Origin of the sequence: Acinetobacter sp. SA01 (genome assembly GCF_011319235.1) — a bacterium.
In the GTDB taxonomy this organism is placed as follows: Bacteria; Pseudomonadota; Gammaproteobacteria; order Pseudomonadales; family Moraxellaceae; genus Acinetobacter.
The window spans coordinates 158,716-184,503 of the sequence record NZ_WXXM01000003.1 but is presented as its reverse complement, the minus strand read 5'-3'; the positions used below and the strand labels follow the sequence as shown (position 1 = coordinate 184,503).

The following is a 25,788-nucleotide window of genomic DNA, read 5'->3' as shown; positions in this document are numbered from 1 at the left end:
ATGTCAAGTTTGTATGAAAGTCATAAAAAATATGTCAGTTCAGGACAAAAGTTTAAATTATCAGAGAATTAAAAATCATCAGGCATAAAAAAGACCGGTGAAACACCGGTCTTTTTTAAAACAACTGAAGCTCTTCTTGCGAAATTAGTTAACTTCGCGATCTACTAGCTCAACGTAAGCCATCGGTGCAGCATCACCTGCACGGAAGCCCGCTTTAAGAACACGTAGATAACCGCCGTTACGTTCTTTGTAACGAGGGCCAAGAACGGTAAATAATTTACCAACAGTTGCTGCTGAACGAGTACGAGCAAACGCCAAACGACGGTTTGCAACAGTATCGTTTTTAGCTAAAGTGATTAAAGGCTCAGCTACACGACGTAACTCTTTAGCTTTAGGCACAGTTGTTTTAATCAACTCGTGCTCGAACAAAGAGTTAGCCATGTTTTGGAACATCGCTTTACGATGACTGCTTGTACGGCCTAATTTCACACCACTATTACGATGACGCATGGTGATAGTCCTACTTAATTAACGGCTACGATAGGCAAAACGGTCGTCCATACGGAGACTAGCTGGTGGCCAGTTCTCTAAACGCATGCCGAGTTGTAAGCCTTTAGAAGCCAGAACATCTTTGATTTCAGTTAACGATTTTTTACCGAGGTTAGGAGTTTTTAACAACTCCACTTCAGTACGTTGAACCAAATCACCGATGTAGTAAATATTTTCTGCTTTCAAACAGTTAGCAGAACGAACAGTAAGCTCTAGATCATCTACTGGACGAAGCAAGATTGGATCCACTTCTTCGCGAGGCTCTTGAGCAACAGGAGCTTGATCTTTCTGAAGATCAACAAAAATTGCAATTTGTTGTTGCAAGATTGTTGCCGCTTTACGGATTGCTTCTTCAGGATCAACTGTACCGTTTGTTTCAAGATCAATGATCAGTTTATCAAGGTCAGTACGTTGTTCTACACGAGCATTTTCTACTGTATAAGACACACGTTTGATTGGGCTATAAGAAGCATCTAACTGTAAGCGACCCACAGGGCGAGTCTCGCCTTCTGGGAAACGTGAGTCAGAAGTTTCATAACCACGACCTTGAGAAACTTTCAGGCGCATTTTTAAATTGCCTGAAGCACTTAAAGTGCCGATCAAATGCTCAGGGTTTACCACTTCAACATTATGAGGTAAACGAAGATCAACGGCTGTTACATCGCCTGGACCTTGTTTTTCTAATGTCAAATATGCTTCGTTTTGATCGAACAGCTTAATCGACAATCCTTTTAGGTTCAGCAAGAGCTCGACGATGTCCTGCTGCAAGCCTTCCAAGGTACTGTACTCGTGCTCAACCCCTTCTATTTCAACTTCAACCACAGCAGCGCCAGATAAAGAAGAAAGAAGGATACGACGTAAAGCATTACCAAGAGTATGACCAAAGCCACGCTCTAATGGTTCCAGAATCACTTTTGCCGAGGTCCCGCTAGCCGCTTCGACCTTGATCGCTTGCGGAGTTAGAAACTCATTTGCAGTACGCGTCATTATTGCTACCTCAAGGATTATTTAGAATACAATTCTACAATCAAGCTTTCGTTGATTTCAGCAGGTAAATCAGAACGATCCGGTGCAGCTTTAAACGTACCTTCTAATTTTGAATGGTCAACTTCCATCCAAGAAGGAATACCACGTTGAGCAGCCAATTCAATTGCGCCTTTAATACGCAATTGTTGTTTAGCACCTTCGTGAACTGCGATTACATCGCCAGCTTTAACTTGGATAGACGCGATGTTAACACGACGACCATTCAAAGTAATGCTACGGTGAGATACAAGCTGACGAGCTTCTGCACGTGTAGAACCAAAACCCATGCGATAAACTACGTTATCAAGGCGGCTTTCAAGCAGTTTCAACAAGTTTTCACCTGTTGCGCCTTTAACACGAGCAGCTTCTTTATAGTAGTTACTAAATTGACGTTCTAACACACCGTACATACGACGTACTTTTTGTTTTTCACGTAATTGTAGTGAGTACTCAGATTGTTTGCTGCCACGAGCCCCGCCATGTTGGCCAGGTGCTTTAGCATGTTTTTTTGTCTTAACGTCAAATGGTTTAACGCCAGATTTTAATTGCAGGTCTGTCCCTTCGCGGCGAGAGAGTTTGCATTTTGGACCAATATAACGAGCCATGAATGATTCTCCTTACACACGACGTTTTTTAGGTGGACGACAACCGTTGTGCGGGATTGGCGTCACATCGGTAATGCTGTTAATTTTATAACCCACTGCACCTAAAGCACGAACCGCAGACTCACGACCAGGACCAGGACCTTTTACAAGGACATCCAAGTTTTTCAAACCGTAATCCAAAGCTGCTTTACCAGCAACTTCAGCAGCTACCTGAGCAGCAAACGGAGTTGATTTACGTGATCCACGGAAGCCTTGTCCACCTGAAGTGGCCCAAGCCAGTGCATTACCTTGACGATCGGTAATAGTCACAATGGTGTTATTAAAAGAAGCGTGAATGTGTGCAACACCTTCAGAGACGGTACGAGTGACCTTCTTGCGTGTGCGAGTATCTTTAGCCATCTTTTAGCTTCCAGAAATCTTATTTCTTAATAGGTTTGCGCGGACCTTTACGGGTACGTGCGTTAGTTTTGGTGCGTTGTCCACGGACAGGCAAGCTGCGACGATGACGAAGACCGCGGTAGCAGCCTAAATCCATTAAACGTTTAATGTTCATGGAAATTTCGCGACGTAAATCACCTTCGGTTGGAACCTTGGTAATTTCTGCACGAATCGCATCAAGCTGAGCATCATCCAATTCACGGATCTTAGTAGTTGGTGCAATACCAGCAGCAGCTAAGATGTTCTTAGCAGTGTGGCGACCGATACCAAAAATATACGTGAGGGAGATAACAGCATGCTTGTTATCCGGAATGTTTACACCGGCAATACGAGCCATTCACTTTCTCCAAAAAGGCAGTAGAGATAATCAACCGCCCCACAAATATCTTGAGGGGCGGATAATAACCTAATTAGCCTACTGAAATCAACAGGTCTTGATCAGATTAACCTTGACGCTGCTTATGACGAGGTTCAGCGCTACAAATCACGCGGATAACCCCATTACGACGGATAACTTTACAGCTACCACAAATTTTTTTAACAGAAGCTTGTACTTTCATGATGAAACCTCAAGTGCGCTTATCCTTTAGGATGAGCAGTCGTTTTTCTCATTAACGTTTGATTGTCATATTGGTGCGAAGTGAGATGGGCTTGTAGCTGAGCCATAAAGTCCATCACAACAACCACTACGATCAGCAAAGATGTACCACCCAAATGGAATGGAATACCAAAGGAACTTTGCAGAATCATTGGCATCAAACAGATGACCGTAATATAAATTGCACCAATGAATGTCAAACGATTAAGAATATGATCTAAGTAACGAGCAGTTTGCTCACCTGGGCGAATACCAGGTACATAAGCTCCGCTGCGTTTCAAGTTCTCTGATACTTCTTTAGGACTGAACACAAGTGCAGTATAGAAATAACAGAAAAAGATAATTAACGCACCGAAGAGCACCAAATACAAAGGTTGTCCAGGCGATAATACCAATGCCAAATCTTGTAGGCTACGCTTTACGATTCCTGCATTTGGATCAGAACTACCCAACCATTGACCTAAACTTGCAGGGAACAGCAATAATGAACTCGCAAAAATTGCTGGAATAACCCCCGCCATATTCAATTTCAATGGCAAATGTGTCTGCTGTGCAGTAAATACGCGACGCCCTTGTTGCTTTTGAGCATAGTTAACCGGTATACGACGTTGTGCCTTTTCAATAAATACAATCGCAGCAAGAACCGCAACTGAAAGTAATGCAAATACAGCCAGACCAATTAAGCTCGATTGACCATTATCCACCGAAGTGAATGCTTGAATTACAATATTTGGCAAACCAGCAACGATACCTGCAAAAATGATCATAGAGATCCCATTACCAACACCACGTTCGGTAATTTGCTCTCCCAACCACATTAAGAACATAGTGCCTGCAACCAATGAAGTTACAGCAGGAATGTAAAAAGCCAGTCCTGAGGTCAAGGTAATTCCTTGGCTAATCAGACCAGCACACATACCCACACCTTGTACCAATGCAAGTAATAACGTGCCGTAACGCGTATATTGATTAATCTTACGCTTACCCTGCTCGCCTTCTTTCTTTAACGCTTCCAGCGAAGGAACGACTGTTGACATCAACTGCACGATAATCGATGCAGAGATATATGGCATGATTCCCAACGCAAGAATTGACATTCGCTCTAATGCTCCGCCAGAGAACATATTAAACAAACCTAAGAAAGTACCTTCATTAGCTTTGAAAAAACGTTCTAAAGCGACATTATCAATACCCGGCAGCGGAATATGTGCTCCTAGTCGAAAGACCAGTAATGCGCCAATCAAAAACATTAATCGACGAATAATTTCACGATATTTCACATGAAATGGCTGGCCTTTCATCATGTTGACATGACCTGAAGAACTAGGAGACATAGACACTAGCGATTACTCCTCGACTTTACCGCCAGCAGCTTCAACAGCAGCTTTAGCGCCTTTAGTCAAAGCAACACCTTGTACAGTGAATGCACGAGTAATATCACCAGAAAGTACGATACGAGCACGAGTCATATCTTTACGTACAACATTGGCAGCTTTTAAAGTTTCAAGTGAAATGATATCACCTTCAACTTTAGCAAGCTCTGATAAACGTACTTCAGCAGTTTTTAAAGCAAGTTGGCTAGTGAAGCCGAATTTAGGTAAACGACGATATAACGCAGTTTGACCACCTTCGAAACCTGGACGTACGCCACCGCTCTTACGTGATTTTTGACCTTTGACACCACGGCCACCAGTCTTACCAACGCCAGAACCGATACCACGGCCTAAACGAAGGTTTTCACGTTTAGCACCTTCTGCAGGTGCAATAGTATTTAAACGCAGAGTCATGGCTTATTCCTCTACACTAACCATATAGTAGACTTGGTTGATCATACCGCGGTTAGAAGGCGTATCTTGCACTTCTACAGTATGACCAATACGACGCAGACCTAAACCTTTAAGGCTAAGCTTGTGATTTTTCAAGCGGTGCGCAGAAGATTTAGTCTGGGTAACTTTAATCGTTTTCATGATTGATTACCCTTGAATTTGTTCTACTGAAAGACCACGTTTCGCAGCGACTTTCTCAGGAGAAGTCATGTCACGCAAACCTTTAAAAGTTGCGTTCACTACGTTAGCAGCGTTTGTAGAACCATAGCATTTTGTCAATACGTTATGTACGCCAACAGCTTCTAGAACTGCACGCATAGCACCACCAGCAATTACACCAGTACCTTCAGAAGCAGGTTGCATGTAAACGCGGCTTGCACCATGACGAGCATTAATAGGGTGTTGTACAGTACCGTTAACAAGCTCAACAGTAATCATGTTACGACGTGCAGCTTCAAGTGCTTTAGAAATAGCAGCTGGAACTTCACGTGCTTTACCACGACCAAAACCTACGCGACCATTACCATCACCCACAACAGTTAGTGCTGTGAAAGAGAAGATACGACCACCCTTAACAACTTTGGCTACACGATCAACGGCAACCAGCTTTTCAACAAGACCTTCGTTTTGTTCAACTTTAGCCATGATTAGAACTCCAAGCCGTTTTCACGAGCAGCATCAGCCAAGGCTTTGATACGACCATGATATTTGAAACCAGAACGGTCAAATGCAACTTTAGTTACGCCAGCTGCTTTCGCACGTTCTGCAATTAAAGCACCCACTTTTTGAGCCGCATCAACGTTACCAGTTGTACCAGCACGTAAAGTAGCATCTAAAGTTGAAGCTTGAGCTAAAACTTTGCCACCATCTGCTGAGATAACTTGAGCATAGATGTGACGCGGTGTGCGGTTTACACACAAGCGAGTCGCACCCAATGCACGAATGTGCAAGCGTGTGCTTTTCGCACGACGCAAACGGGATTGTTTCTTTTCGTTCATAAGAACCTCGCGCCTTATTTCTTCTTAGCTTCTTTACGAAGTACAACTTCGTCAGAATAACGAACACCTTTACCTTTATAAGGCTCTGGTGGACGGTAACCACGGATATCTGCAGCAACTTGACCTAAAGCTGCTTTATCAGCAGATTTAAGAATGATTTCAGTCGCTGTAGGAGTTTCAGCAGTTACACCTTCTGGAAGGTTGTAATCAATCGGGTGAGAGAAACCAAGGTTAAGGTTAACAACGTTACCTTTAACCGCAGCTTTATAACCAACACCGATAAGTTGTAACTTGCGTTCGAAACCTTCGCTAACACCTTTTACAAGGTTGTTTAACACAGCGCGAGCAGTACCAGCTTGCATCCAAGCGTCTTTCGACTCAGCTTTAGGAGCAATTTGAAGTTGACCTTCTTCCTGTTTTAGCTCGACCAGCGCATGCAGGTTGAAAGACAATGTACCTTTGCTGCCTTTCACTTCGACCTGCCGGCCGTTCTGAGTAACTGTTACACCGTTAGGTACAGTTACTGGGGCTTTAGCCACACGAGACATGAGGAATCACCTATTAAGAAACAAAAGCAATAACTTCACCACCGATGCCCGCAGCACGTGCAGCGCGATCAGTCATGATGCCTTTGCTTGTAGAAACAATTGCAATACCCAAACCTTGCTTAACGCTAGGAAGTGCATCTTTACCGCGATACTGACGTAGACCTGGACGGCTTACACGTTTCACAGTTTCGATAACTGGTTTGCCTTCAAAATATTTTAACGTAAGTGTTAAAGTTGGTTTGCCTTCAGCATCTGCAACTTCTACGTTTGAAATATAACCTTCTTGTTGAAGTACGTTTGCAATTGCAACCTTCAACTTAGAATTTGGCATAGAAACAGTTTGTTTCTTTGCCATTTGTGCGTTACGAACACGGGTTAACATGTCGGCAACGGTATCTTGCATACTCATTTATAGTGCTCCTTACCAGCTTGCCTTAACAACGCCCGGTACATCACCTTGCATTACTGTATCGCGTAATTTGTTACGGCTTAAACCGAACTTACGGAAGTAACCATGAGGACGACCAGTTAAACCACAACGGTTACGTAGACGTACTGGAGACGCATTACGTGGTAATGCCTGTAACTTCATCATCGCATCGAAACGTTCTTCGTCGCTCGCATTTACATTTGCAATCGTAGCTTTTAATTCAGCACGTTTTGCAGCAAATTTAGCAACTGTTTTTTCGCGTTTCAATTCGCGATTAATCATACCTTTCTTAGCCATATCGACCTCTTATTTGAACGGGAAGCCGAATGCACGCATAAGCGCACGGCCTTCGTCATCGGTGCGAGCAGTCGTAGTAATGGTAATGTCCATACCACGAATACGATCAATCTTATCGAAATCGATTTCAGGGAACATGATTTGTTCCTTCAAACCCATCGAATAGTTACCACGACCATCAAATGATTTCGCAGAAAAACCGCGGAAGTCACGAATACGAGGGATCGCGATAGAGATCAAACGGTCTAAGAATTCGTACATTTGTTCGCCGCGTAAAGTAACTTTACAACCAATCGGCCAACCATCACGGATTTTGAAACCAGCGATTGATTTGCGAGCTAGAGTAAGAACTGGTTTTTGACCAGCAATCGCTTGCATATCAGAAAGAGCGCCATCTAACAATTTCTTGTCAGCTGATGCCGCACCAACACCCATGTTAATGGTGATTTTAGTGATGCGAGGAATCTCCATCACATTTTTAACGCCCAATTGCTCTTGTAACTGAGCTTTAAGTACGTCGTTGTAACGTGTTTTAAGTCTGGCCATTGCCTATTTCAACCTATTACTTCGCTACCGCCACTGATTCACCGTTAGATTTATAAACGCGAGTTTTCACGCCTTCAATCGTTTGGTAACCAACACGGTCAGCCTTTTGGGTTGTAGCATTAAAAATTGCCACGTTTGAGATATGAAGCTCAGCTTCTTGAGTTACGATGCCGCCTTCAGCGCCAGTAGCTCGGTTAGGCTTTTGATGCTTCTTCACCAAGTTAAGGCCTTCAACCTTAACGCGGTCATTAGAAACTGACAACACAGTACCCTGTTTGCCTTTTTCTTTACCTGCGATCACAATTACTTGATCGCCTTTTTTAATCTTAGCCATGAGTGCCTCTTATAGAACTTCAGGAGCCAATGAAATGATTTTCATGAACTGTTCAGTACGAAGTTCACGAGTCACTGGTCCGAAAATACGAGTTGCAATCGGCGCTTTGTTGTTGTTCAAAATTACAGCAGCGTTATCGTCGAAACGAATCACTGAACCGTCTGGACGACGGATACCAAATTTTGTACGTACAACTACAGCATTCATCACGTCACCTTTTTTAACACGTGCGCGTGGAATAGCTTCTTTTACAGTAACTTTAATAATGTCGCCAACAGAAGCATAACGACGATGTGAACCACCAAGTACTTTAATACATTGTACGCGGCGAGCACCACTGTTGTCTGCTACGTCGAGCATACTTTCGGTTTGAATCATTGCCCTACTCCAAAACCGAGCATCACCGGTCACATTTCGAAAGGCTCAAAGAGTACTCGAAATTAACCGATGATGCAACAAGAACGTCTAATTACTCAGCAGCTGCTTCAATCACTTCAACTAAAGTCCAAGACTTAGTTTTAGAAATTGGGCGGCTTTCTTTAATGGTCACTACGTCGCCAGTTTTAGCAACATTGTTCTCATCATGAGCGTGTAATTTAGTTGAACGGCGGATTGATTTGCCATACAACGGGTGTTGAACGCGGCGTTCAATAAGCACAACAATAGACTTGTCCATTTTGTCGCTTACAACTTTACCGGTTAACGTGCGAACTGTTTGTTCACTCATTGTCCGTTCCCCTGTTTTTCGGTAAGGAGTGTCTTGATACGAGCAATAGTCTTACGAGTAAGCGCAACTTCATGCGATTTACCCAATTGACCAGTTGCCTTAGCCATACGAAGACGGAATTGGTTAAGCTGTTGCTCATCAAGCAAAGCTGTCAACTCTTCTACCGATTTTTCACGTAGATCTTTAGTTTTCATTACATTACCGTCCGAGTCACGATAGTGGTTTTAAACGGAAGTTTAGCAGCTGCAAGCGTAAATGCTTCACGAGCCAATTCTTCGTTAACACCATCAATTTCGTACAAGACTTTACCTGGTTTGATTTGGCAAACCCAGTATTCCACAGAACCTTTACCTTTACCCATACGAACTTCTAATGGTTTTTCAGTAATTGGCTTGTCCGGGAAAACACGGATAAAGATCTTACCACCACGTTTAATACGACGGCTAATTGTACGACGCGCAGCTTCAATTTGACGCGCAGTCATTTGACCACGTTCAATAGATTTAAGTGCGATAGTACCGAAAGATACTGTGCTACCACGGTGTGCTAGACCAGTGTTACGGCCTTTTTGCACTTTGCGGAATTTAGTACGTTTAGGTTGCAACATGGATTATTCTCCTTTTTCAGCAGAACGATCATTGCGACGACCACGACGCTCTTGACCTTCACCACGACCGCGACCGCGTTTAGCTGGACGTTCTTCAGCAGGAGCAGGGTTCATGACTTGTTTCATGCCACCTAAGATCTCACCACGGAAAATCCAAACTTTAACACCAATCGTACCGTAAGTAGTTTCAGCACGCATAGTAGCGTAGTCGATGTCTGCACGAAGTGTATGCAAAGGTACACGACCTTCACGATACCATTCAGTACGTGCAATCTCAGCACCACCTAAACGACCAGAAACTTCAACTTTGATACCTTTAGCACCAGCACGCATCGTGTTCTGAACCGCACGCTTCATAGCACGACGGAACATTACACGTTTCTCTAATTGAGAAGCGATCGCTTCAGCAACTAAACGAGCGTCTAAGTCTGGGCGATCGATTTCGTTGATGCTTACTTGCGCAGGAACACCCATAATAGATGTTAATTCGCGTTGTAATTTTTCAATGTCTTCGCCTTTTTTACCGATAACGATACCAGGACGAGCAGTGCTAATAGTAATTTTAGCAGCGCCTGTAGGACGTTCGATAAGAATATTGCTGATCATTGCATTCTTAAGTTTTTTAATTAAAAACTCACGAACTTGCAAATCTTTAAGCAAGTATTCAGCGTATTGTTTCGGATTCGCATACCAGTTAGCGTTATGACGTTTCACAACACCTAGGCGGATACCGATTGGATGAACCTTCTGACCCATATCAAACCCCTACCTTAACGGTGATGTGACAAGTACGCTTAGTAATACGATCTGCACGGCCTTTAGCACGTGGCATAATACGTTTAAGGCTAATGCCTTCGTCAACGTAAATCGTAGATACTGTAAGGTCGTCTACATCTAAACTGTTATTATGTTCAGCGTTTGCAATCGCAGATTCCAACGCTTTTTTCACTAAAACTGCAGCTTTTTTGTTGCTGAAGTTCAAGATATTTAAAGCGTGAGCAACAGATTTGCCACGGATCAGATCTGCAACCAAACGTGCTTTTTGTGCCGAGATAGCGGCACCGCGTAATTTAGCAGTAACTTCCATCATCGCACCTTAACGTTTAGATTTCTTGTCAACACCGTGACCACGATAGGTACGAGTTGGCGCGAATTCACCGAGTTTATGACCAACCATGTGTTCAGATACAATCACTGGAACATGGTTACGACCATTATGAACAGAAATTGTTAGACCAACAAAATCTGGGAGAATCATCGAACGACGCGACCAAGTTTTGATCGGCTTGCGAGAGTTACTCGCTACAGCCGCTTCAACCTTAGCGAACAAGTGCGCATCGACGAATGGGCCTTTTTTCAGAGAACGAGGCATTGTCAGATTCCTTTACTTGTTACTTAACGCGACGGTCGCGAATAATCATCTTAGTCGTACGCTTGTTGGTACGTGTCTTGTACCCTTTAGCTTTTTGACCCCATGGGCTTACAGGTTGAATACCTTTGTTACGCCCTTCACCACCACCGTGTGGATGGTCAACTGGGTTCATCGCCATACCACGAACGGTAGGACGAACACCACGCCAGCGTGATGCACCAGCTTTACCTAGTGAACGAAGGTTGCTTTCTGAGTTAGAAACTTCACCCAAAACAGCACGGCATTCAACGTGAATTTTACGCATTTCACCAGAACGTAAACGAACGATAGCGTAAGAACCGTCACGACCCAACAACTGAACAGAAGTACCAGCTGAACGAGCTAATTGCGCGCCTTTGCCGATTTTAAGTTCGATGTTGTGAAGAGTAGAACCGATAGGCATGTTGCGAAGTGGCAAGCAGTTACCTGGACGAATTGGAGCATCGTTACCAGATTGTACTTTATCACCAGCACGCAAACCTTTAGGCGCAATGATGTAACGACGTTCACCGTCAGCATATTTCAATAAAGCAATATGAGCTGTACGGTTAGGATCGTATTCAATACGTTCAACTACAGCTGGAATGCCGTCTTTGTTACGTTTGAAGTCAACGATACGGTAGTGTTGTTTATGACCACCACCAACGTGACGAGTTGTAATGTGACCGTTGTTATTACGACCACCAGTACGTTTTTTAGCTTCAACCAACGGAGCATAAGGCGCACCTTTGTGAAGATGGTCGTGAACGACTTTCTCTACAAAGCGACGTCCTGGTGACGTTGGCTTACATTTTTGAATAGGCATAATTCTCGTCCTTATTCCGCTGCGCTTTCAGCGGTATCGCCCAAGTCAGCCATTTCAACATCTTGGCCAGCTTTCAGGGTGACGTATGCTTTTTTAACATCAGAACGACGTCCTAATGTTTTACCAAAGCGTTTAGTCTTACCTTTAGTGATCGTTGTGTTAACTTTAACAACTTGAACACCAAAGAGTTGTTCCACTGCTTTTTTGATTTCAAGTTTGTTTGCATTTAATGCAACTTTAAAAACTTGAACACCAGCAGTTTCACCTAAAACTTGTGCTTTTTCTGAGAATACAGGTCCTTGCAGGACTTGATAGATACGTTCGTTGTTCATCCGAGTTCTACCTCAATTTTCTTAGCAGCAGCTACAGACATAACAACTTTGTCGAACGCGATCAAGCTAACAGGATCAATTGCAGCAGCATCAACCACATCAACGTGTGGAATGTTACGTGCAGCAAGATACAAGTTCTCATCAACAGCATCAGTAACGATTAATGCACGAGTAGCATTCAAGTCGTTAAGTTTTGCAAGCAACTCTTTAGTTTTTGGAGCAGCAACAGCAAACTCTTCAACTAAAACCAAGCGATCTTGACGAACAAGTTCAGCCAGGATGCATTGCATAGCACCGCGGTACATTTTACGGTTAACTTTTTGAGACCAATCTTGTGGACGAGCAGCAAAAGTTTTACCACCACCTACCCAGATCGGGCTACGAATAGAACCAGCACGCGCACGGCCAGTACCTTTTTGACGGAATGGCTTTTTACCACCGCCAGATACGTCAGCACGTGATTTCTGAGCTTTCGAACCTTGACGACCACCAGCTAAGTAAGCTGTAACAACTTGGTGTACAAGAGCTTCGTTAAATTCACGACCGAAAGCAACTTCAGATAATTCAACAGCAGAGCCGGAAACAGTATTTAAATTCACGTTATTTCCCCTCAGGCCTTGATCGTAGGACGAACAGTTACGTCGCCACCAGTAGCACCAGGAACCGCGCCTTTAACAACCAGAACTGAACGTTCAGCGTCGATAGCAACGATTTCAAGACCCTGTGTAGTTACGCGTTCAGCACCTAAATGGCCAGCCATTTTTTTGCCTTTGAACACGCGACCAGGAGTCTGGTTTTGACCTGTAGAACCTAGAACACGGTGAGAAACAGAGTTACCGTGAGTAGCGTCTTGAGTACGGAAGTTCCAACGCTTAACACCACCTTGGAAGCCTTTACCTTTAGACTGGCCAGTTACGTCAACAATTTGACCTACTGTGAACAAATCTACACCGATAGTAGCGCCAACTTCACGACCTTCAAGCTCAGCTTCTGATACGCGGAATTCTTGAACCAGACGACCAGCAGCAACACCCGCTTTAGCGAAGTGACCTTTCTGAGCGTTAGTTACGCGAGATTCGCGACGTTCACCAGTAGTGATTTGAATCGCTTGATAACCATCAGTTTCAAGCGTTTTGATTTGAGTGATGCGGTTAGGATCAACCTCAATCACTGTTACAGGTACAGAAACACCAGCATCTGTAAAGATACGAGTCATACCGCACTTGCGACCGACTAAACCAATAGCCATGTGCATAAACCTCTAAAAAAGCGGCCTAATTAACTTAGAGCGTTAATTAACCGAAAGCCTTAACCCAAAGCGATCTGAACATCAACACCAGCTGCAAGATCCAACTTCATCAATGCATCAACAGTTTTATCTGTAGGTTGAACGATGTCGATCAAACGTTTGTAAGTGCGAATCTCGTATTGGTCACGCGCATCTTTGTTAACGTGTGGTGATGTTAAAACGTTGAAACGTTCGATGCGAGTAGGCATCGGGATTGGACCACACACTTGTGCGCCAGTACGTTTTGCTGTTTCTACGATCTCTTGAGCTGATTGATCAATTAAACGGTGATCAAAAGACTTAAGACGGATACGAATTCTCTGGTTAGACATACCAGTTAACTCCAAGCCAAATATATATAAAGAATCACTCTTGACGCATCTCACCCCACTTTATGTGGGCAAGTGTCAAGAGCAGTGAATTATCACTAAGGTCATGATCGATGCCACGACTGTCACGATGTTAACTACTTTATTCGTAGCCAACCCCCTTTCATCAAAGGGTCGCTCATTATAGCGATTGTTTAACGCTTAAGCAAATCCCTTTTTAACTTTTTCCTCTTTTTTTCTGTTTATCCTTTTAGTGTTTTGTTTAAAAATAACTCAGCATGCAGTTTTTTGTAAAACGTACTCTATCGCTTGATTTAGTATTTGATTTCCTTTAATAAAGTCACTTTTAGACATACTTTTTAATTGACGTTCCGTTTGCACATATTGACCGGAAAAGCTCTCTAACTCTTCATCATTTTCTAAAAACAGTTGCAGTACCTCCGGGGTTATTTCAGGATGAAATTGAAATCCCAAGACATTTTTTCCAATTTGATACATTTGATTGCGGCAGGCATCATTTTCCGCCAGATGAATAGCGCCTTTCGGGATTTCAAAGGTTTCACTGTGCCATTGCATGACCTTAAACTGTTCTGGCAACTCAAAACACTCTTCAGACACATGCTTGACCCTACGTACCTCTGTCAAACCTAACTCCTGCTGTTCATTGCGCCTGACTGCCGCCCCCAAAGCATTGGCAATCAATTGCCCGCCCAGACACAAACCAATGGCCGGTTTACCCATAGATAAATAACGCCTGATCCAGCGCTTTTCTACTTTTAACCAGGGATAATTTGCTTCATCATTAACACTCATTGTTCCACCCATAATGATGAGCAAATCTACATCTTCCACTTGCGGCAAAGCCTCGATATCAAGTGGTCGATCTACAGGTAAGGCAAAAAATTCCGTTGCGGTAATTTTAGCGTGATGCTGTTTTAAGAATTGATAACAACTGCCAAACCCTTCACCAGCAATATGCTGAAAATAATGTACTCTTAAATGCGACTTCATGCGCCTCCGCCTATTGTTTTAGCTCTGCCATAGTTTTTAGCAAGAATGAAGCCAACTTTAGGCGTAAATTAAGGTTTCTATACATTTCGGCATTTATATAGCCTAATCCGCGTGTTTCTCTTAAGCTAAGACTAATTTTGGTACGACTTAGAGCATCACCTTGAAAAAAAACTCACAAACAGCACTCATTCACGCACCACGAAAAGCCCCACAATATATTTCTACCGTTCAACCTCCCGTGTTTCGTGCATCGACGATTATTTTTAAAAACACCGATGCACTGTTTAATCGCCACTGGAGCGATGATTATGATTATAGTTATGGCACCCACGGCACGCCTACAACCTTTACTTTAGGTGACAATATTGCCCAGATCGAAGGCGGAAAATATTGCCTGCTGGCACCAAGTGGCTTGTCGGCTATTAATTTAGTGAATTCATGTTTTCTTGCCCAAGGGGATGAAGTCTGGGTGGCAGACAACATTTATGGTCCAAATATGGAACACCTGCATAACCTGCAAACGCGTTATGGTATTAGCATTAAAGTGTATAACCCGATTGATGCAGAGACTTTCCAGCCTACCGATAAAGCCAAACTCATCTGGTTGGAAGCAGCAGGTTCCGTGACCCTGGAATTTCCCGACCTGATCAATCTGGTGAAAAAAGCCAAAGCGCATAACATACTGACAGCACTGGATAATACCTGGGGTGCAGGGCTGGCTTTTAATGCCTTCGATTTTGGCGATGAGCATTTAAGTGTAGATGTGACTGTACATGCATTAACCAAATATCCAAGTGGTGGCGGTGACATCTTGATGGGTTCAGTAGTGACCTGTGACCAGAAACTGCATCATCAATTATTCCGGATGCATGCCATTCAGGGGATTAGTGTATCGGGCGATGATGTGGCACAGGTACAACGTAGTTTGGCTTCAATGCAGGTGCGCTATCAACACCAGTCTGAAAGCTGTCTAACACTGCTGGACTGGCTCAAACAGCAATCAGAATTTGTCCAAGTGCTACATCCTGCCGATACTGAATCAGCCGGACATCAATACTGGAAAGAAATTTGCAGGGAAGAATACAGTGCCGGTCTGGTCAGTGTGATTTTTAAGCCCGAATATACCCTGGAAGATATTCGTCGCTTCTGCGATGCACTGGAACTGTTTAAACTGGGCTTTAGCTGGGGCGGACCGATCAGTCTGGTCATGCTGTACAACCTGAAAGATATGCGTGTACTGGAACATTCCCACTTAAAAGAAGGACTTTTAGTCCGTTTTTGTATCGGACTCGAACATCCTCAAGATTTAATCCAGGATATCAAACAGGCATTGCAGCAGTTAAACCAGCAAAAAATTAAAGAATAAAAAAGGACCTATCTATTATCAGTGTCAGGAAAATGCTACCAGTACACACCCAAAAATTGTTTTACATTCACAATTTTTCCCGGCACCACGGTTTGATTGCCGGGGTAGTCGGAACTGGTAAAAAGATGATCCTCATGTTTTGACAGAACAATTCACCTATGGGTAGGCTGGTATTTTTTGGCTGCGGCCGAATACCCGCCTACTCTTCCTTTAATCCAATTAATTCAATGCAGCCGGAAAAACCTAACCTACTGATCAGCCATAGCGTAATTACCAGCATGGATAAACTAAAGTCTGGATTTTAAATGTCTATTGAAAAGTTACAAAACCAAGTAGCAGCAAGTGCATCAAACAAAAAAGAAAAACCGCTTTAGAAAACAGTAACCCAGCGAAGCAGAAGTTCTGTCCACACAACAGCTACGCCAACAGCACCTAACACTAGAGCTGAAAAAACATGCTGAACGTACCGCCCAACAGTATAAAAAGCTGATTCAAGATACTGCCTATACTTTTGCCACCCGTGCTACAAGCAACTTAGGAGACTCGACCGGGCAAAATAGTCCGCTATTTAGAAGATTTACTAATGGCAGAAAATAATCTGGTTTACAAATCAAAAGCAATCAAACCATCGGATATTCTTATATTCCATAATTTTTTTATGGTTTAACCAAAAATAGGTGTTGTAAAAAGATTTTATAACATGTATTTTGAATACATCTTATAAATAACAGCCATGAGAGATCAAACATGACTCCGCAGCAAATTGACCTAGTAAAAGCCACTGTTCCTGTACTCCGTGAAAATGGCGTAGCATTAACTGGTTATTTTTATAACCGTATGTTGGGCAATAATCCAGATCTAAAAGAAACATTTAATATGGGGCACCAGCGCAGTGGTGCACAGGCACAAGCTCTTGCAGGCGCCGTGTTGGCTTATGCTGAAAACATTGAAGATCCTTCTGTGCTTTTGCCTGTAGTTGAGTTAATCGCACACAAACACGTTAGCCTGAACATTCAAGCCCCTGACTATAATATTGTTGGTGAAAACCTGCTTCATTCCATCAGTGAAGTTCTAAGCATTTCAATGGACGATCCACTCATTGGCGCTTGGGCAGCAGCTTATGGTCAACTGGCAGACCTGTTCATCAGCACTGAAAAAGCCATTTACGATCAGCATCAACAAACCAAAGGTAGCTGGTTAGGCTGGCGTAACTTCAAGATTGCCAAGAAAGTCGTTGAAAGCGATGAAATCACCTCTTTCTATCTTCAACCTGTCGATGGCGGCGCATTGCCGAAATACGAAGCCGGCCAATATATTTCAGTGCGTGTTTTCGTTGAAGAACTGGGCTTGAAACAGCCTCGTCAATATACGCTTTCCACTTGCCCACAAGCGGATTATTTACGTATCTCGGTAAAACGTGAAGACCAAAAAGGCGACATGGTTCCAGGTTGGGTGTCAAACACCCTACATAGCTTGCCAGAAGGTTCAGAAATTGAAGTTTCTGCACCAACAGGTAATTTCTACCTGATCGATCCAAATAAACGTAATGTGTTCATTAGTGGTGGTGTAGGTTTAACGCCAATGATTGCCATGCTGAATCAGCTGGTGACTCTGGATATGCCACAGCCTGTGACCTTTATCCATGCCTGCCGTAGCAAACAAGTGCATGCAATGCATCAACATATTCAGGAGTTGAAAGCAAAATATCCTCGTCTTAGCACATTTACCGCTTATGAATTCCCACATCCAGGCGATAAATTAGGTGAAGATTATGATGTTGCCGGTCGCCTGGACTTAAGCACCGTTGATAGCGCATTGTTACCTGTCAATGCTGACTACTATCTGTGTGGTCCAATGCCATTTATGGCTGAACAGCAAAAGGCGCTGGTTGCTCGCGGCATCCCTGCTGAAAATATTCATAGTGAAGCGTTTGGTACAGGTGGCGTAAAACACTAGCCTGCTGGGTCAGCATAAAATAAAGAGGGGGCTGGTCTAGTTATGCTAGACTAGCCCTTATCTATTCATTTTTTGAAAAATATCAGCACGATCATGCAATTAAATAAATTCACCGACTATGCTTTGCGTATCTTAATGTATATTGCCCAGCCACGGGATATGCCTTATACCATTGCAGAAATTGCCCAAGACTTGCATGTGTCTAAAAACCATTTAGTGAAAATTGTGCATTTTATGGGCAAACAGAACTGGCTGATTACCACGCGAGGCAAAGGCGGCGGGATTGGACTCAACCCTGAGGCTCTTGAATTGAACCTGGGTCAAGTCGTACGCATCCTGCAAGGTGAAAACCAGATTGTCGAATGCAATACCCCACCCTGCGTACTGCGTTCTCAGTGCGGACTAAAAGGCTTTCTCGATCAGGCAGTAGAACAGTTTTATCTAAGCCTAGATCAATACACCTTGGCTCAGGTTTTAAATAACTCTCCGGCAGCCAAATACACCACTCAATCTCCAATCCAGATGATCAATCTCTAATTCCTGCGCTTGCAAAGTTCGCTTGCCCGAACGACTTCCTTTATAATGTTCGCTTGTAGATCATTTATTGAAGTTGAGTTATGCATCACAGCAGAGGAAAATCGAAAAACAGTAAGACAGCCCATGCGCCCAAGCAAAAGATCAGCTATGAGAAAAAAGTTGATCCTGCCATTACTGAGTACTCTGTTCGCGCATTGAACTGGTTGCGTAAAGCTGAATTTTTGATGAGTGCGCCAAAGCTGAGCCTTTGCGTTGAAGATACTGGTTATGAAGTCGCTTTTGCCGGACGTTCTAATGCTGGAAAATCCAGTGCAATTAATGCCTTAACCAACCAGAAACAGCTGGCACGTGCCTCTAAAAAGCCGGGCCGTACCCAAATGATTAACTTCTTCAGCCTCGGCAATCCAGAACAGCGTCTGGTCGATTTACCGGGTTATGGCTATGCAGCTGTACCTGAAGCAATGAAAATTGTCTGGCAAAAAGAACTGGAAAACTACCTGATTCATCGTCAGAGTTTGCAAGGTCTGGTACTGCTGATGGATATCCGTCATCCGCTGCAACATTTTGACGTGATGATGCTGGAATGGGCCTACTCACGTAAATTGTTCGTGCATGTCTTGCTGACCAAATCAGATAAACTGAATCGTGGACCGGCATCCAAAGCCTTGCAGGAAGTGAAAGCGGCATTGAAAAAAATGAAGCTGGATTTCTCCATTCAATTGTTTTCATCCCTCAACAAGCAGGGCCTCGAAGAGCTGGCCAGTGTGATGGGTGGCCGTTTGAACTTTACCCTTGAGCAATCAACACAATTTGATCTGGACAGCATTCCTGCAGCCAGTCTTGATGATCTGGATGAACCTCTCGAATCTTTAGAACTGGCAGAGGAAGAATGCGAGACTGAAATTGCCGAAGATGCCACCGATCAGAGCCGACAAGCGGATTGATCGGGTCTGTCTGACAAAAATCCTCATCCATTGATATTGCAGTGTCCTGTATTGCTCATCACAATGCGGGACATTTTTTTCATACTGACCTTAAGCTCAAGTACAGTACTGCACAGAAAAATAATAAAGACAGTATGATGAAACTTCTCTCCCGTTTAAGGAACATCAAACTCAGCTGATTCATGAGCAATCCTATTTATCTGCCCAAAGTGACCTAGTCCTTTTTATCATCCATATAACACTAAAATTTCTGTATACAATTTCCACACAGTCGGGCTTTATGTCCTGCTTTTGATTTGTTCTAAGATAAAAGTCTAGGAAAACAACAATAAGGACAACCCTATGCAAGCACGGATTTCAGTCATTACTCTTGGGGTACGCGATCTGGAAAAATCATTACAGTTTTATCGTGAAGGTTTGGGCCTACACTGTGAAGGAATCACGGGGCAGGAATTTGAACATGGCGCTGTGGCCTTTATTGAACTACAGTCAGGCCTGAAACTCGCTTTATGGCCGCAAAGCAGCATTCAACAGGATACCGGACTGGAACTGACGCCAATGTGTGCCACTCAAATGACCTTGGGACAAAATGTCTATAGTCCACTGGAAGTCGATCAGGTCATGGCTCAGGCAGCACATGCTGGTGCCAGAATTATTAAACCCGCACAAGCCACCTTTTACGGCGGCTATGCAGGTTATTTCCAAGATCCCGATGATCATGTCTGGGAAATTGTATTTAATCCTAGCTTGGAACTAGACTAATCAACTTGCGCTTCACGGCTATAACGATCGACCACTACACTGATCATCATGTCGCCCTGAACATTGACCACGGTACGCACGGTATCGAGCAAACGGTCGATCGGCAGTAAGATGGCAATGGCTTCTGCCGGTAAACCGACTGATTGCAGCACCATAATCATGGTCACCATACCGGCACTTGGAATACCCGGCGCACCCAGCGAGGCAATCATAGCGGTTGCACAGACCACCAGTTGCTGACCCAAACTTAAGTCCAGCCCCATCAGGTTGGCAATAAAAAGTGCTGCTGCAGCTTCATACAGCGCCGTGCCATCCATGTTCAGCTGAGTGCCCAAAGGAATGACAAAGCCTGCGGTTTGTGGACGTACCTTTAAATTTTCCTGCGCGCATTTCATCGACAGTGGCATGGTAGCCGAACTGGAACTGGTGGCAAATGCGGTAATCAGCGCAGCCCGTGTCCCTTTAAAGAAAGTGATCGGACTCATCTTGCCAAAAATCCAGAGCAACAAAGGCAATACTACTGCACCATGGAAAATGGTGGTTCCTGTCACCACGGCAGCGAACTCGGCCAGACGGCTTAATACAGAAACATCTTCGGTTGAAATCAGTTTTGCCAGTAAGGCAAAAATACCCAGCGGTGCCAGCTTCATCATCCAGCTAATCATCAACATCATGATGTCAAAAAATTGCAGGCTTAACTTGCGTACACTGCGGAAATTCTCTCCGCCTTTAACCAGCGCCACCCCAATAAACAGCGCAAATACTACTACCGCCAGCACATTGCCTTCGGCAAAGGCTTTAAAGGGGTTAATTAAAGTATTTTGAATGAAATTGGTAAAAAAGGACGATGGCGTTAAGGTATCAGGCGTTTGATGACTGTTCATGGCATCCTGAAACATCACGATATCCACACCCTTGCCCACATTAAACAAATGGGCACAGCTTAAGCCTAAAATGAGTGCGAAGGTGGTGGTGGTGACACAGCACAGTAGAGTGATTTTCCAGACTCGGCCCAACTGTCCACCGGCCTGCAAATTCGAAACGCCGACCACAATCGAACTGAAAATCAGCGGAATCAGCAGCATTTTTAATAAACCAATAAAAATACTGCTGGCCAGACCCAAACCATAGAGACTGATATTGAAAAACTGGGTATTTGGAAACAGGTTTAACAGAAACCCGAATGCCACCCCTAAAATCACAGCAATCAATATTTGTGTATTTAAGCTCATCACGACATGCTTTTTATCATTAAGTCCTGTCAGGCACTATGCCATGGCCTATTTTTAGAATCGAGGAATTTTTTGTCACAAGCTCAGCATAAATGAATAAAAGCCAGCGGCTCACTTGGTCTGAATCATCAACACTTCGTTAAACTGATGGCATAAAATCTGCTTATGAATAAATACGCATTCAACCAATAATTAAAAGAGAATCGATATGAAAAAAATCATGCTTATGACCGCGCTACTTCTGCATATTCCCTTGGCATTTGCCCATCCAAACCATGGCTGCCATAAAGACATCTCCGAGGATATCCCTCGCTGCCACTAAATCACAATGACCAAGACAAGCATAAAAAAACCGGACAGCAGCTCCGGTTTTTTTATGACATTTTGAGCCTTATTGGGTTTCAATTTCACGCAAGCGGATCAGACCTTCCTGAGTGGTGCTGCACACCAGCTCGCCATTTTGCCACATACGGCCAAAATTCAGTCCGCGCGAACTGGCACTAATGGTGGCCTCCATATCATAGAGCATCCACTCATCAACACGGAATGGCTTATGGAAATACATGGCATGGTCAATGCTGGCACATTGCAGACTTGGGGAAATATAACTCAGACCATGTGGACGTAAAGCCGTCGTCATTAAGGTAAAGTCCGAGTAGAAAGCCGCAATAGCCTGATGCAATGAAATTTCATCAAGCTTCTGGGCAATCTGACCATGGGTGCGGATATAGTGAGCGTATGATGGGGCTTCAGGCTGTGGCTGGAACGGATTTTGTGGATTGACTGGACGAATTTCCACATGACGGTCACGCATAAAACTGGCACGCACATTTTCTGGCACAAATTCGACCAGCTGTGCTTTGAGCTCTGCTTCACTTTTCAGGTCTTCAACCGCAGGATATTCCGGCTCGGAGATTTGATAATTCAGGCCTTCTTCGGGATTGGCAAATGAAATCATGGCGGTAAAAATCGTCCGCCCATGCTGAATGGCACGCACCTGACGACTGACAAAACTCTTGCCATCACGCAAACGGTCTACTTCATAAATAATCGGTGCGTTGACATCTCCACCATATAAAAAATAGGCATGTAATGAATGTGCCGGACGATCTGCAGTATAGGATGCCGCACGTAAGGCCTGCCCCAACACCTGCCCACCAAAGACCCGCTTACCGACCAGATTACGGCTTTGTCCCCGGTAAATATTTTCTTCAATTTTTTCAAGACTTAGTAATTCAACCAGCTCTTGGGTTAAGGCATTCATAAGCAACCTGCTTTAATGTGGGATACCTAAAATCTAGGCGAAAAATTTCAATCAATCAGCTAAGCTATAATTGCTATTCTGCCACAAATCCCGACTAAAGCCCTACAGTTCAACTGACTGGCCTGTCACGCGATTTGTGCTGAATATTCGCTAAAAATACGATTTTTAACGATAAAATTTAACACTCAATATGCATTTTGTCAGAAAATGACATATTGTTTTCAATTACAATACTACAAAACTATTTCCCCTCAGAAAATCTGTGGTTTCGGTCATTTAAGTAGGAGTATGTATGTCCAAGAGTGGCTTTGGTCAAATCTATCGTCAGCTTTCCAGTAAGCTGCTTGACCTGGTGGTAACCCCACATGTTCTTGGTGAGGTTCCTACTGAACCGACAACTACAGAAGTAAATTCCCGGACAGAGCAAACTGTTCAGCAAAAAGTGGTGTGCTATGTATTACAAAATTATTCACGTAGCAATGCGTTGATTGTCGATGGCGAAACCCGCCGTCTGAAACTGTCACCGGCATTAGATCCGCTAGTGGTGGGTGATCATAAAGAAAAAGCATCAGTGCTGTTCTTGCAGCATCATGATGAAAACAATTTACTCAACCCGCCACTGCATGCCTTTCCGCCACGCTTATTGCGCCTGATCGACATTCTGGAACATCATCCTCAGGTTGATATTGAACTGATTCCGGTTACCGTATTATGGGGACGTTCACCAGACAAAGAAGATTCCTGGCTGAAACTACTATTTACCGACACCTGGGCAACACCAGGTACCGTTAAACAGCTGGTGAATATTGGCCTGCATGGTCGCCAATCCTATCTGGAATTCCATCAAGGGCAGTCTTTACGCCAGCTGATCGAATTTGCCAAACAAACCCATCCGAACCTGTCACCTGCGACGTATATTCTTAACAAACTAAACAACTATTTAGATGGTCAGCGTGAAGTCGTACTCGGACCGGATCTTTCAGACCGTCGCAATGTGATGCATTCTCTGATCAAATCCACTGATGTACAGGATGCCATCCGTCGTGAAAGCATCCGTGGCAAAATCAGCATGATTGAAGCTGAACGTCGTGCCATTGGCTATTTAAACGAGATTGTATCGGACTATTCGCATTCAGCCGTGCGTTTTGCCGATATGGCGCTGACCCGTTTATGGACCCAGCTCTATGATGGCGTAGAAGTGCATAATTTCAGTACTGTGCGGGAACTGGCCAAAGACTACGAGATTATTTATACCCCTTGTCACCGCAGTCATATTGACTATTTATTACTGTCTTATGTGATTTATAAACGTGGCATGATGGTGCCGTACATTGCTGCCGGCGATAACTTGAACATGCCTTTTGTCGGACAATTATTGCGTGGTGGCGGTGCCTTCTTTATTCGCCGTACTTTCCGTGGTAATGGTCTGTACACCACAGTATTTAAAGAATATCTATTCAACATTCTTTCCCGTAACACCCCACTGGAATACTTTATTGAAGGCGGTCGTTCACGCACGGGACGTTTGCTGCCAGCAAAAACCGGTATGCTGGCCATGACGGTTCACGGGCATTTGCGTGGCCGTTCCAAACCGATCGTGTTTGTACCGACCTATATTGGCTACGAACGCCTGATGGAAGGTGCCACCTATGTCGGCGAAATGAACGGTAAAGACAAAGAATCCGAGTCGATCATGGGGATTGTAAAAACCCTGCGCAAAATCGAACGTATCTTTGGCCAGGTGCATGTGAACTTTGGTGAGCCGGTATTCCTTGATGACATGCTGAAACAGCATGGTGCGGAAAATATTAAAATTGCCAAGAATGATGATCCGATTCCGCAAGAAGTGTCTGATACAGTAAACAGTGCTGCGCATGCGATTCTGGAAAACATTAACCGTGCTGTGGTGATCAATCCGGTATCGCTGCTTTCACTGATTCTTTTAGCTACGCCTAAGCATACGCTGGATGAAGAAATCTGCATCAAGCAACTGGATGCCTACCGTAAGCTATTGACTGCATTACCTTATGATGCACGTACTCAGGTAACACCGCTTTCAGGCAAGGAAATTATTGCCTACGGTTTGAAACTGAAACTGATTAAACGTGTGAAGCATGTCCTGGGTGATATCATTGCCATTGAAGACAATCAGGCAGTATTGCTGACTTATTTCCGTAACAACATTCTGCATGCCTTCGTGTTGCCGTCACTGATTGCTGCACTGGTAGAACATAATGGTTCGATTCGCCGTGGTGATTTGATCAATGTCATTCGCACCCTTTATCCATTCCTGAAAGCGGAATTGTTCCTAAAATGGAAAGATGAAGAGCTGAAAGATCAGATCTGTGCTTATGCAGAAGCGCTGATTCAGGCCAAACTGATTTCTGAAGATAGCGAGGGCAACCTGCTTTCCCCTGCACCAAATTCAGAAGATCACAATCAGCTGGTAGTGCTTGCTGCCCCTGTGATGCAAAGTCTGGAGCGTTACTACATGACCCTGACTTTAATCACCCAGCGTGGTTCAGGCAACATCTCTACCCGTCAGGTGGAAGAGCTCAGTCATCTGGTTGGTCAACGTCTGTCGGTATTGTATGAATTCAACTCACCGGAGTTCTTTGATAAATCGCTGTTCCAGAGTTTCATTAAAGTGCTGACTCAGCAGGGCTATATCCGTAACAATGAAGATAACGCCATTGTGTTTGACGAGAACTTCCAGAACGTTGCACAGTACGCCAATCTGGTACTGGATGATGTGACCTTGCAGATGCTTCAGCACATTACCGCCTTCAGCGATGAAGAGTTAAAAGAAGCTTTGGATGCCGTTGCAGCGCAACAGGCGAAACGCCGTTTAAAACGCAAGAAGAAATAATCTTCCTTCTCCGTTCCCTCTCCTTTTAGGAGAGGGCTAGGGAGAGGTCTGTTAAATACTCTACTTGAGCTATTATAAAGCGCAAGTGAGGGCTAGGGAGAGGTTAATTAAAGAACCCTCCTCCTAACCTCCTCCCATAGGGAGGAGGGACTT

The 25,788-nt window shown here is 44.0% G+C and carries 36 protein-coding genes and 1 pseudogene; 6 read left to right on the top strand and 31 right to left on the bottom strand.

The window, feature by feature from the left end:
• Nucleotides 1–144: 144 nt before the first annotated feature.
• The 29 genes and pseudogenes from rplQ to GTU69_RS04995 all read right to left on the bottom strand — a co-directional run bounded on the left by rplQ (nucleotide 145) and on the right by GTU69_RS04995 (nucleotide 14,705).
• Nucleotides 145–510 (bottom strand): 50S ribosomal protein L17, encoded by a 366-nt coding sequence (gene rplQ, locus GTU69_RS05135; protein ID WP_004281488.1) that lies wholly within the window; start codon nucleotides 508–510, stop codon nucleotides 145–147.
• 18 nt (nucleotides 511–528) lie between these two features.
• Nucleotides 529–1,536 carry a DNA-directed RNA polymerase subunit alpha gene (gene rpoA, locus GTU69_RS05130; protein WP_166168721.1) on the bottom strand — a complete coding sequence of 336 codons (1,008 nt, stop codon included), beginning with the start codon at nucleotides 1,534–1,536 and terminating at the stop codon, nucleotides 529–531.
• 17 nt (nucleotides 1,537–1,553) lie between these two features.
• Nucleotides 1,554–2,180: a 30S ribosomal protein S4 gene (gene rpsD, locus GTU69_RS05125; RefSeq protein WP_086195760.1), complete on the bottom strand. Its 627-nt coding sequence runs from the start codon at nucleotides 2,178–2,180 to the stop codon at nucleotides 1,554–1,556.
• Between the two features lie 12 nt (nucleotides 2,181–2,192).
• Nucleotides 2,193–2,579: a 30S ribosomal protein S11 gene (gene rpsK, locus GTU69_RS05120; protein ID WP_001040166.1), complete on the bottom strand. Its 387-nt coding sequence runs from the start codon at nucleotides 2,577–2,579 to the stop codon at nucleotides 2,193–2,195.
• 19 nt (nucleotides 2,580–2,598) lie between these two features.
• Nucleotides 2,599–2,955, bottom strand: coding sequence for a 30S ribosomal protein S13 (gene rpsM, locus GTU69_RS05115; RefSeq protein WP_086174447.1), 357 nt, complete (start codon nucleotides 2,953–2,955; stop codon nucleotides 2,599–2,601).
• Between the two features lie 106 nt (nucleotides 2,956–3,061).
• Complete coding sequence (gene rpmJ, locus GTU69_RS05110; RefSeq protein WP_000867907.1) at nucleotides 3,062–3,178, bottom strand: 50S ribosomal protein L36; 117 nt, start codon at nucleotides 3,176–3,178, stop codon at nucleotides 3,062–3,064.
• Nucleotides 3,179–3,197: 19 nt separating this feature from the next.
• Nucleotides 3,198–4,517, bottom strand: coding sequence for a preprotein translocase subunit SecY (gene secY / locus GTU69_RS05105; RefSeq protein WP_171263179.1), 1,320 nt, complete (start codon nucleotides 4,515–4,517; stop codon nucleotides 3,198–3,200).
• Between the two features lie 45 nt (nucleotides 4,518–4,562).
• Nucleotides 4,563–5,003: a 50S ribosomal protein L15 gene (rplO, locus tag GTU69_RS05100; RefSeq protein WP_086195762.1), complete on the bottom strand. Its 441-nt coding sequence runs from the start codon at nucleotides 5,001–5,003 to the stop codon at nucleotides 4,563–4,565.
• 3 nt (nucleotides 5,004–5,006) lie between these two features.
• Entirely contained in the window at nucleotides 5,007–5,183 is a 177-nt protein-coding gene (gene rpmD / locus GTU69_RS05095) for a 50S ribosomal protein L30 (RefSeq protein WP_067762901.1), read from the bottom strand.
• A 6-nt stretch (nucleotides 5,184–5,189) separates the two neighbouring features.
• On the bottom strand, nucleotides 5,190–5,687 hold the full coding sequence (rpsE, locus tag GTU69_RS05090) for a 30S ribosomal protein S5 (RefSeq protein ID WP_086195763.1): 498 nt from the start codon (nucleotides 5,685–5,687) through the stop codon (nucleotides 5,190–5,192).
• Nucleotides 5,688–5,689: 2 nt separating this feature from the next.
• Complete coding sequence (gene rplR / locus GTU69_RS05085) at nucleotides 5,690–6,040, bottom strand: 50S ribosomal protein L18 (RefSeq protein WP_086195764.1); 351 nt, start codon at nucleotides 6,038–6,040, stop codon at nucleotides 5,690–5,692.
• A gap of 14 nt (nucleotides 6,041–6,054) precedes the next feature.
• Entirely contained in the window at nucleotides 6,055–6,588 is a 534-nt protein-coding gene (gene rplF / locus GTU69_RS05080; RefSeq protein ID WP_086195765.1) for a 50S ribosomal protein L6, read from the bottom strand.
• A gap of 13 nt (nucleotides 6,589–6,601) precedes the next feature.
• Nucleotides 6,602–6,997, bottom strand: coding sequence for a 30S ribosomal protein S8 (rpsH, locus tag GTU69_RS05075; protein ID WP_086195766.1), 396 nt, complete (start codon nucleotides 6,995–6,997; stop codon nucleotides 6,602–6,604).
• Nucleotides 6,998–7,009: 12 nt separating this feature from the next.
• Nucleotides 7,010–7,315, bottom strand: a complete 306-nt coding sequence (gene rpsN, locus GTU69_RS05070; protein WP_086174452.1) for a 30S ribosomal protein S14 — start codon at nucleotides 7,313–7,315, stop codon at nucleotides 7,010–7,012.
• 9 nt (nucleotides 7,316–7,324) lie between these two features.
• Nucleotides 7,325–7,861: a 50S ribosomal protein L5 gene (rplE, locus tag GTU69_RS05065; RefSeq protein WP_086195767.1), complete on the bottom strand. Its 537-nt coding sequence runs from the start codon at nucleotides 7,859–7,861 to the stop codon at nucleotides 7,325–7,327.
• 16 nt (nucleotides 7,862–7,877) lie between these two features.
• Complete coding sequence (rplX, locus tag GTU69_RS05060; RefSeq protein ID WP_086195768.1) at nucleotides 7,878–8,195, bottom strand: 50S ribosomal protein L24; 318 nt, start codon at nucleotides 8,193–8,195, stop codon at nucleotides 7,878–7,880.
• A 9-nt stretch (nucleotides 8,196–8,204) separates the two neighbouring features.
• A complete protein-coding gene (gene rplN, locus GTU69_RS05055; RefSeq protein WP_004657680.1) occupies nucleotides 8,205–8,573 on the bottom strand; it encodes a 50S ribosomal protein L14 in 369 nt (122 codons plus the stop codon).
• Between the two features lie 91 nt (nucleotides 8,574–8,664).
• A complete protein-coding gene (gene rpsQ, locus GTU69_RS05050) occupies nucleotides 8,665–8,922 on the bottom strand; it encodes a 30S ribosomal protein S17 (RefSeq protein WP_086195769.1) in 258 nt (85 codons plus the stop codon).
• A complete protein-coding gene (gene rpmC, locus GTU69_RS05045) occupies nucleotides 8,919–9,116 on the bottom strand; it encodes a 50S ribosomal protein L29 (protein WP_004650482.1) in 198 nt (65 codons plus the stop codon). The genes rpsQ and rpmC overlap by 4 nt, the downstream gene beginning before the upstream one ends.
• Nucleotides 9,116–9,529 carry a 50S ribosomal protein L16 gene (gene rplP, locus GTU69_RS05040; RefSeq protein WP_067669331.1) on the bottom strand — a complete coding sequence of 138 codons (414 nt, stop codon included), beginning with the start codon at nucleotides 9,527–9,529 and terminating at the stop codon, nucleotides 9,116–9,118. The genes rpmC and rplP overlap by 1 nt, the downstream gene beginning before the upstream one ends.
• Nucleotides 9,469–10,285, bottom strand: a pseudogene (rpsC, locus tag GTU69_RS05035) (30S ribosomal protein S3). Before rpsC ends, rplP begins: the two are co-directional and overlap by 61 nt.
• Before the next feature lies 1 nt (nucleotide 10,286).
• Entirely contained in the window at nucleotides 10,287–10,616 is a 330-nt protein-coding gene (gene rplV / locus GTU69_RS05030) for a 50S ribosomal protein L22 (protein ID WP_086195771.1), read from the bottom strand.
• Nucleotides 10,617–10,625: 9 nt separating this feature from the next.
• Nucleotides 10,626–10,901, bottom strand: a complete 276-nt coding sequence (gene rpsS, locus GTU69_RS05025; protein ID WP_004869548.1) for a 30S ribosomal protein S19 — start codon at nucleotides 10,899–10,901, stop codon at nucleotides 10,626–10,628.
• A 19-nt stretch (nucleotides 10,902–10,920) separates the two neighbouring features.
• Nucleotides 10,921–11,745, bottom strand: coding sequence for a 50S ribosomal protein L2 (gene rplB / locus GTU69_RS05020; RefSeq protein WP_086195772.1), 825 nt, complete (start codon nucleotides 11,743–11,745; stop codon nucleotides 10,921–10,923).
• A gap of 11 nt (nucleotides 11,746–11,756) precedes the next feature.
• Nucleotides 11,757–12,077: a 50S ribosomal protein L23 gene (gene rplW, locus GTU69_RS05015; RefSeq protein WP_086195773.1), complete on the bottom strand. Its 321-nt coding sequence runs from the start codon at nucleotides 12,075–12,077 to the stop codon at nucleotides 11,757–11,759.
• Nucleotides 12,074–12,676: a 50S ribosomal protein L4 gene (rplD, locus tag GTU69_RS05010; RefSeq protein WP_086195774.1), complete on the bottom strand. Its 603-nt coding sequence runs from the start codon at nucleotides 12,674–12,676 to the stop codon at nucleotides 12,074–12,076. The genes rplW and rplD overlap by 4 nt, the downstream gene beginning before the upstream one ends.
• 11 nt (nucleotides 12,677–12,687) lie before the next feature.
• The gene (rplC, locus tag GTU69_RS05005) at nucleotides 12,688–13,326 is read right to left on the bottom strand and encodes a 50S ribosomal protein L3 (RefSeq protein ID WP_086195775.1); all 639 of its coding nucleotides are present in this window, start codon (nucleotides 13,324–13,326) and stop codon (nucleotides 12,688–12,690) included.
• Nucleotides 13,327–13,385: 59 nt separating this feature from the next.
• Nucleotides 13,386–13,697 (bottom strand): 30S ribosomal protein S10, encoded by a 312-nt coding sequence (rpsJ, locus tag GTU69_RS05000; RefSeq protein ID WP_000070912.1) that lies wholly within the window; start codon nucleotides 13,695–13,697, stop codon nucleotides 13,386–13,388.
• A gap of 270 nt (nucleotides 13,698–13,967) precedes the next feature.
• Nucleotides 13,968–14,705: a type 1 glutamine amidotransferase gene (locus tag GTU69_RS04995; protein ID WP_166168719.1), complete on the bottom strand. Its 738-nt coding sequence runs from the start codon at nucleotides 14,703–14,705 to the stop codon at nucleotides 13,968–13,970.
• A gap of 160 nt (nucleotides 14,706–14,865) precedes the next feature.
• Between GTU69_RS04995 and GTU69_RS04990 the strand changes: the two genes are divergently transcribed.
• The 5 genes from GTU69_RS04990 (at nucleotide 14,866) to GTU69_RS04970 (ending at nucleotide 20,270) form a co-directional block, all read left to right on the top strand.
• Nucleotides 14,866–16,071, top strand: a complete 1,206-nt coding sequence (locus GTU69_RS04990; RefSeq protein ID WP_166168717.1) for a PLP-dependent transferase — start codon at nucleotides 14,866–14,868, stop codon at nucleotides 16,069–16,071.
• Nucleotides 16,072–16,818: 747 nt separating this feature from the next.
• Entirely contained in the window at nucleotides 16,819–18,027 is a 1,209-nt protein-coding gene (gene hmpA, locus GTU69_RS04985) for an NO-inducible flavohemoprotein (protein ID WP_166168715.1), read from the top strand.
• A 93-nt stretch (nucleotides 18,028–18,120) separates the two neighbouring features.
• On the top strand, nucleotides 18,121–18,564 hold the full coding sequence (locus tag GTU69_RS04980; protein ID WP_166168713.1) for an Rrf2 family transcriptional regulator: 444 nt from the start codon (nucleotides 18,121–18,123) through the stop codon (nucleotides 18,562–18,564).
• 80 nt (nucleotides 18,565–18,644) lie between these two features.
• On the top strand, nucleotides 18,645–19,508 hold the full coding sequence (yihA, locus tag GTU69_RS04975) for a ribosome biogenesis GTP-binding protein YihA/YsxC (RefSeq protein WP_166168711.1): 864 nt from the start codon (nucleotides 18,645–18,647) through the stop codon (nucleotides 19,506–19,508).
• A 342-nt stretch (nucleotides 19,509–19,850) separates the two neighbouring features.
• The gene (locus GTU69_RS04970) at nucleotides 19,851–20,270 is read left to right on the top strand and encodes a VOC family protein (protein ID WP_166168709.1); all 420 of its coding nucleotides are present in this window, start codon (nucleotides 19,851–19,853) and stop codon (nucleotides 20,268–20,270) included.
• Here GTU69_RS04970 and GTU69_RS04965 read toward each other — a convergent pair.
• Both GTU69_RS04965 and GTU69_RS04960 read right to left on the bottom strand, forming a co-directional pair.
• On the bottom strand, nucleotides 20,267–21,502 hold the full coding sequence (locus GTU69_RS04965) for a dicarboxylate/amino acid:cation symporter (RefSeq protein ID WP_166168707.1): 1,236 nt from the start codon (nucleotides 21,500–21,502) through the stop codon (nucleotides 20,267–20,269). The genes GTU69_RS04970 and GTU69_RS04965 overlap by 4 nt on opposite strands.
• Before the next feature lie 391 nt (nucleotides 21,503–21,893).
• Nucleotides 21,894–22,766 (bottom strand): acyl-CoA thioesterase II, encoded by an 873-nt coding sequence (locus tag GTU69_RS04960; RefSeq protein WP_166168705.1) that lies wholly within the window; start codon nucleotides 22,764–22,766, stop codon nucleotides 21,894–21,896.
• Between the two features lie 292 nt (nucleotides 22,767–23,058).
• On the opposite strand from GTU69_RS04960, the gene plsB reads away from it, so the two are divergent.
• Nucleotides 23,059–25,635: a glycerol-3-phosphate 1-O-acyltransferase PlsB gene (gene plsB / locus GTU69_RS04955; RefSeq protein ID WP_166168703.1), complete on the top strand. Its 2,577-nt coding sequence runs from the start codon at nucleotides 23,059–23,061 to the stop codon at nucleotides 25,633–25,635.
• Nucleotides 25,636–25,788: the final 153 nt, after the last annotated feature.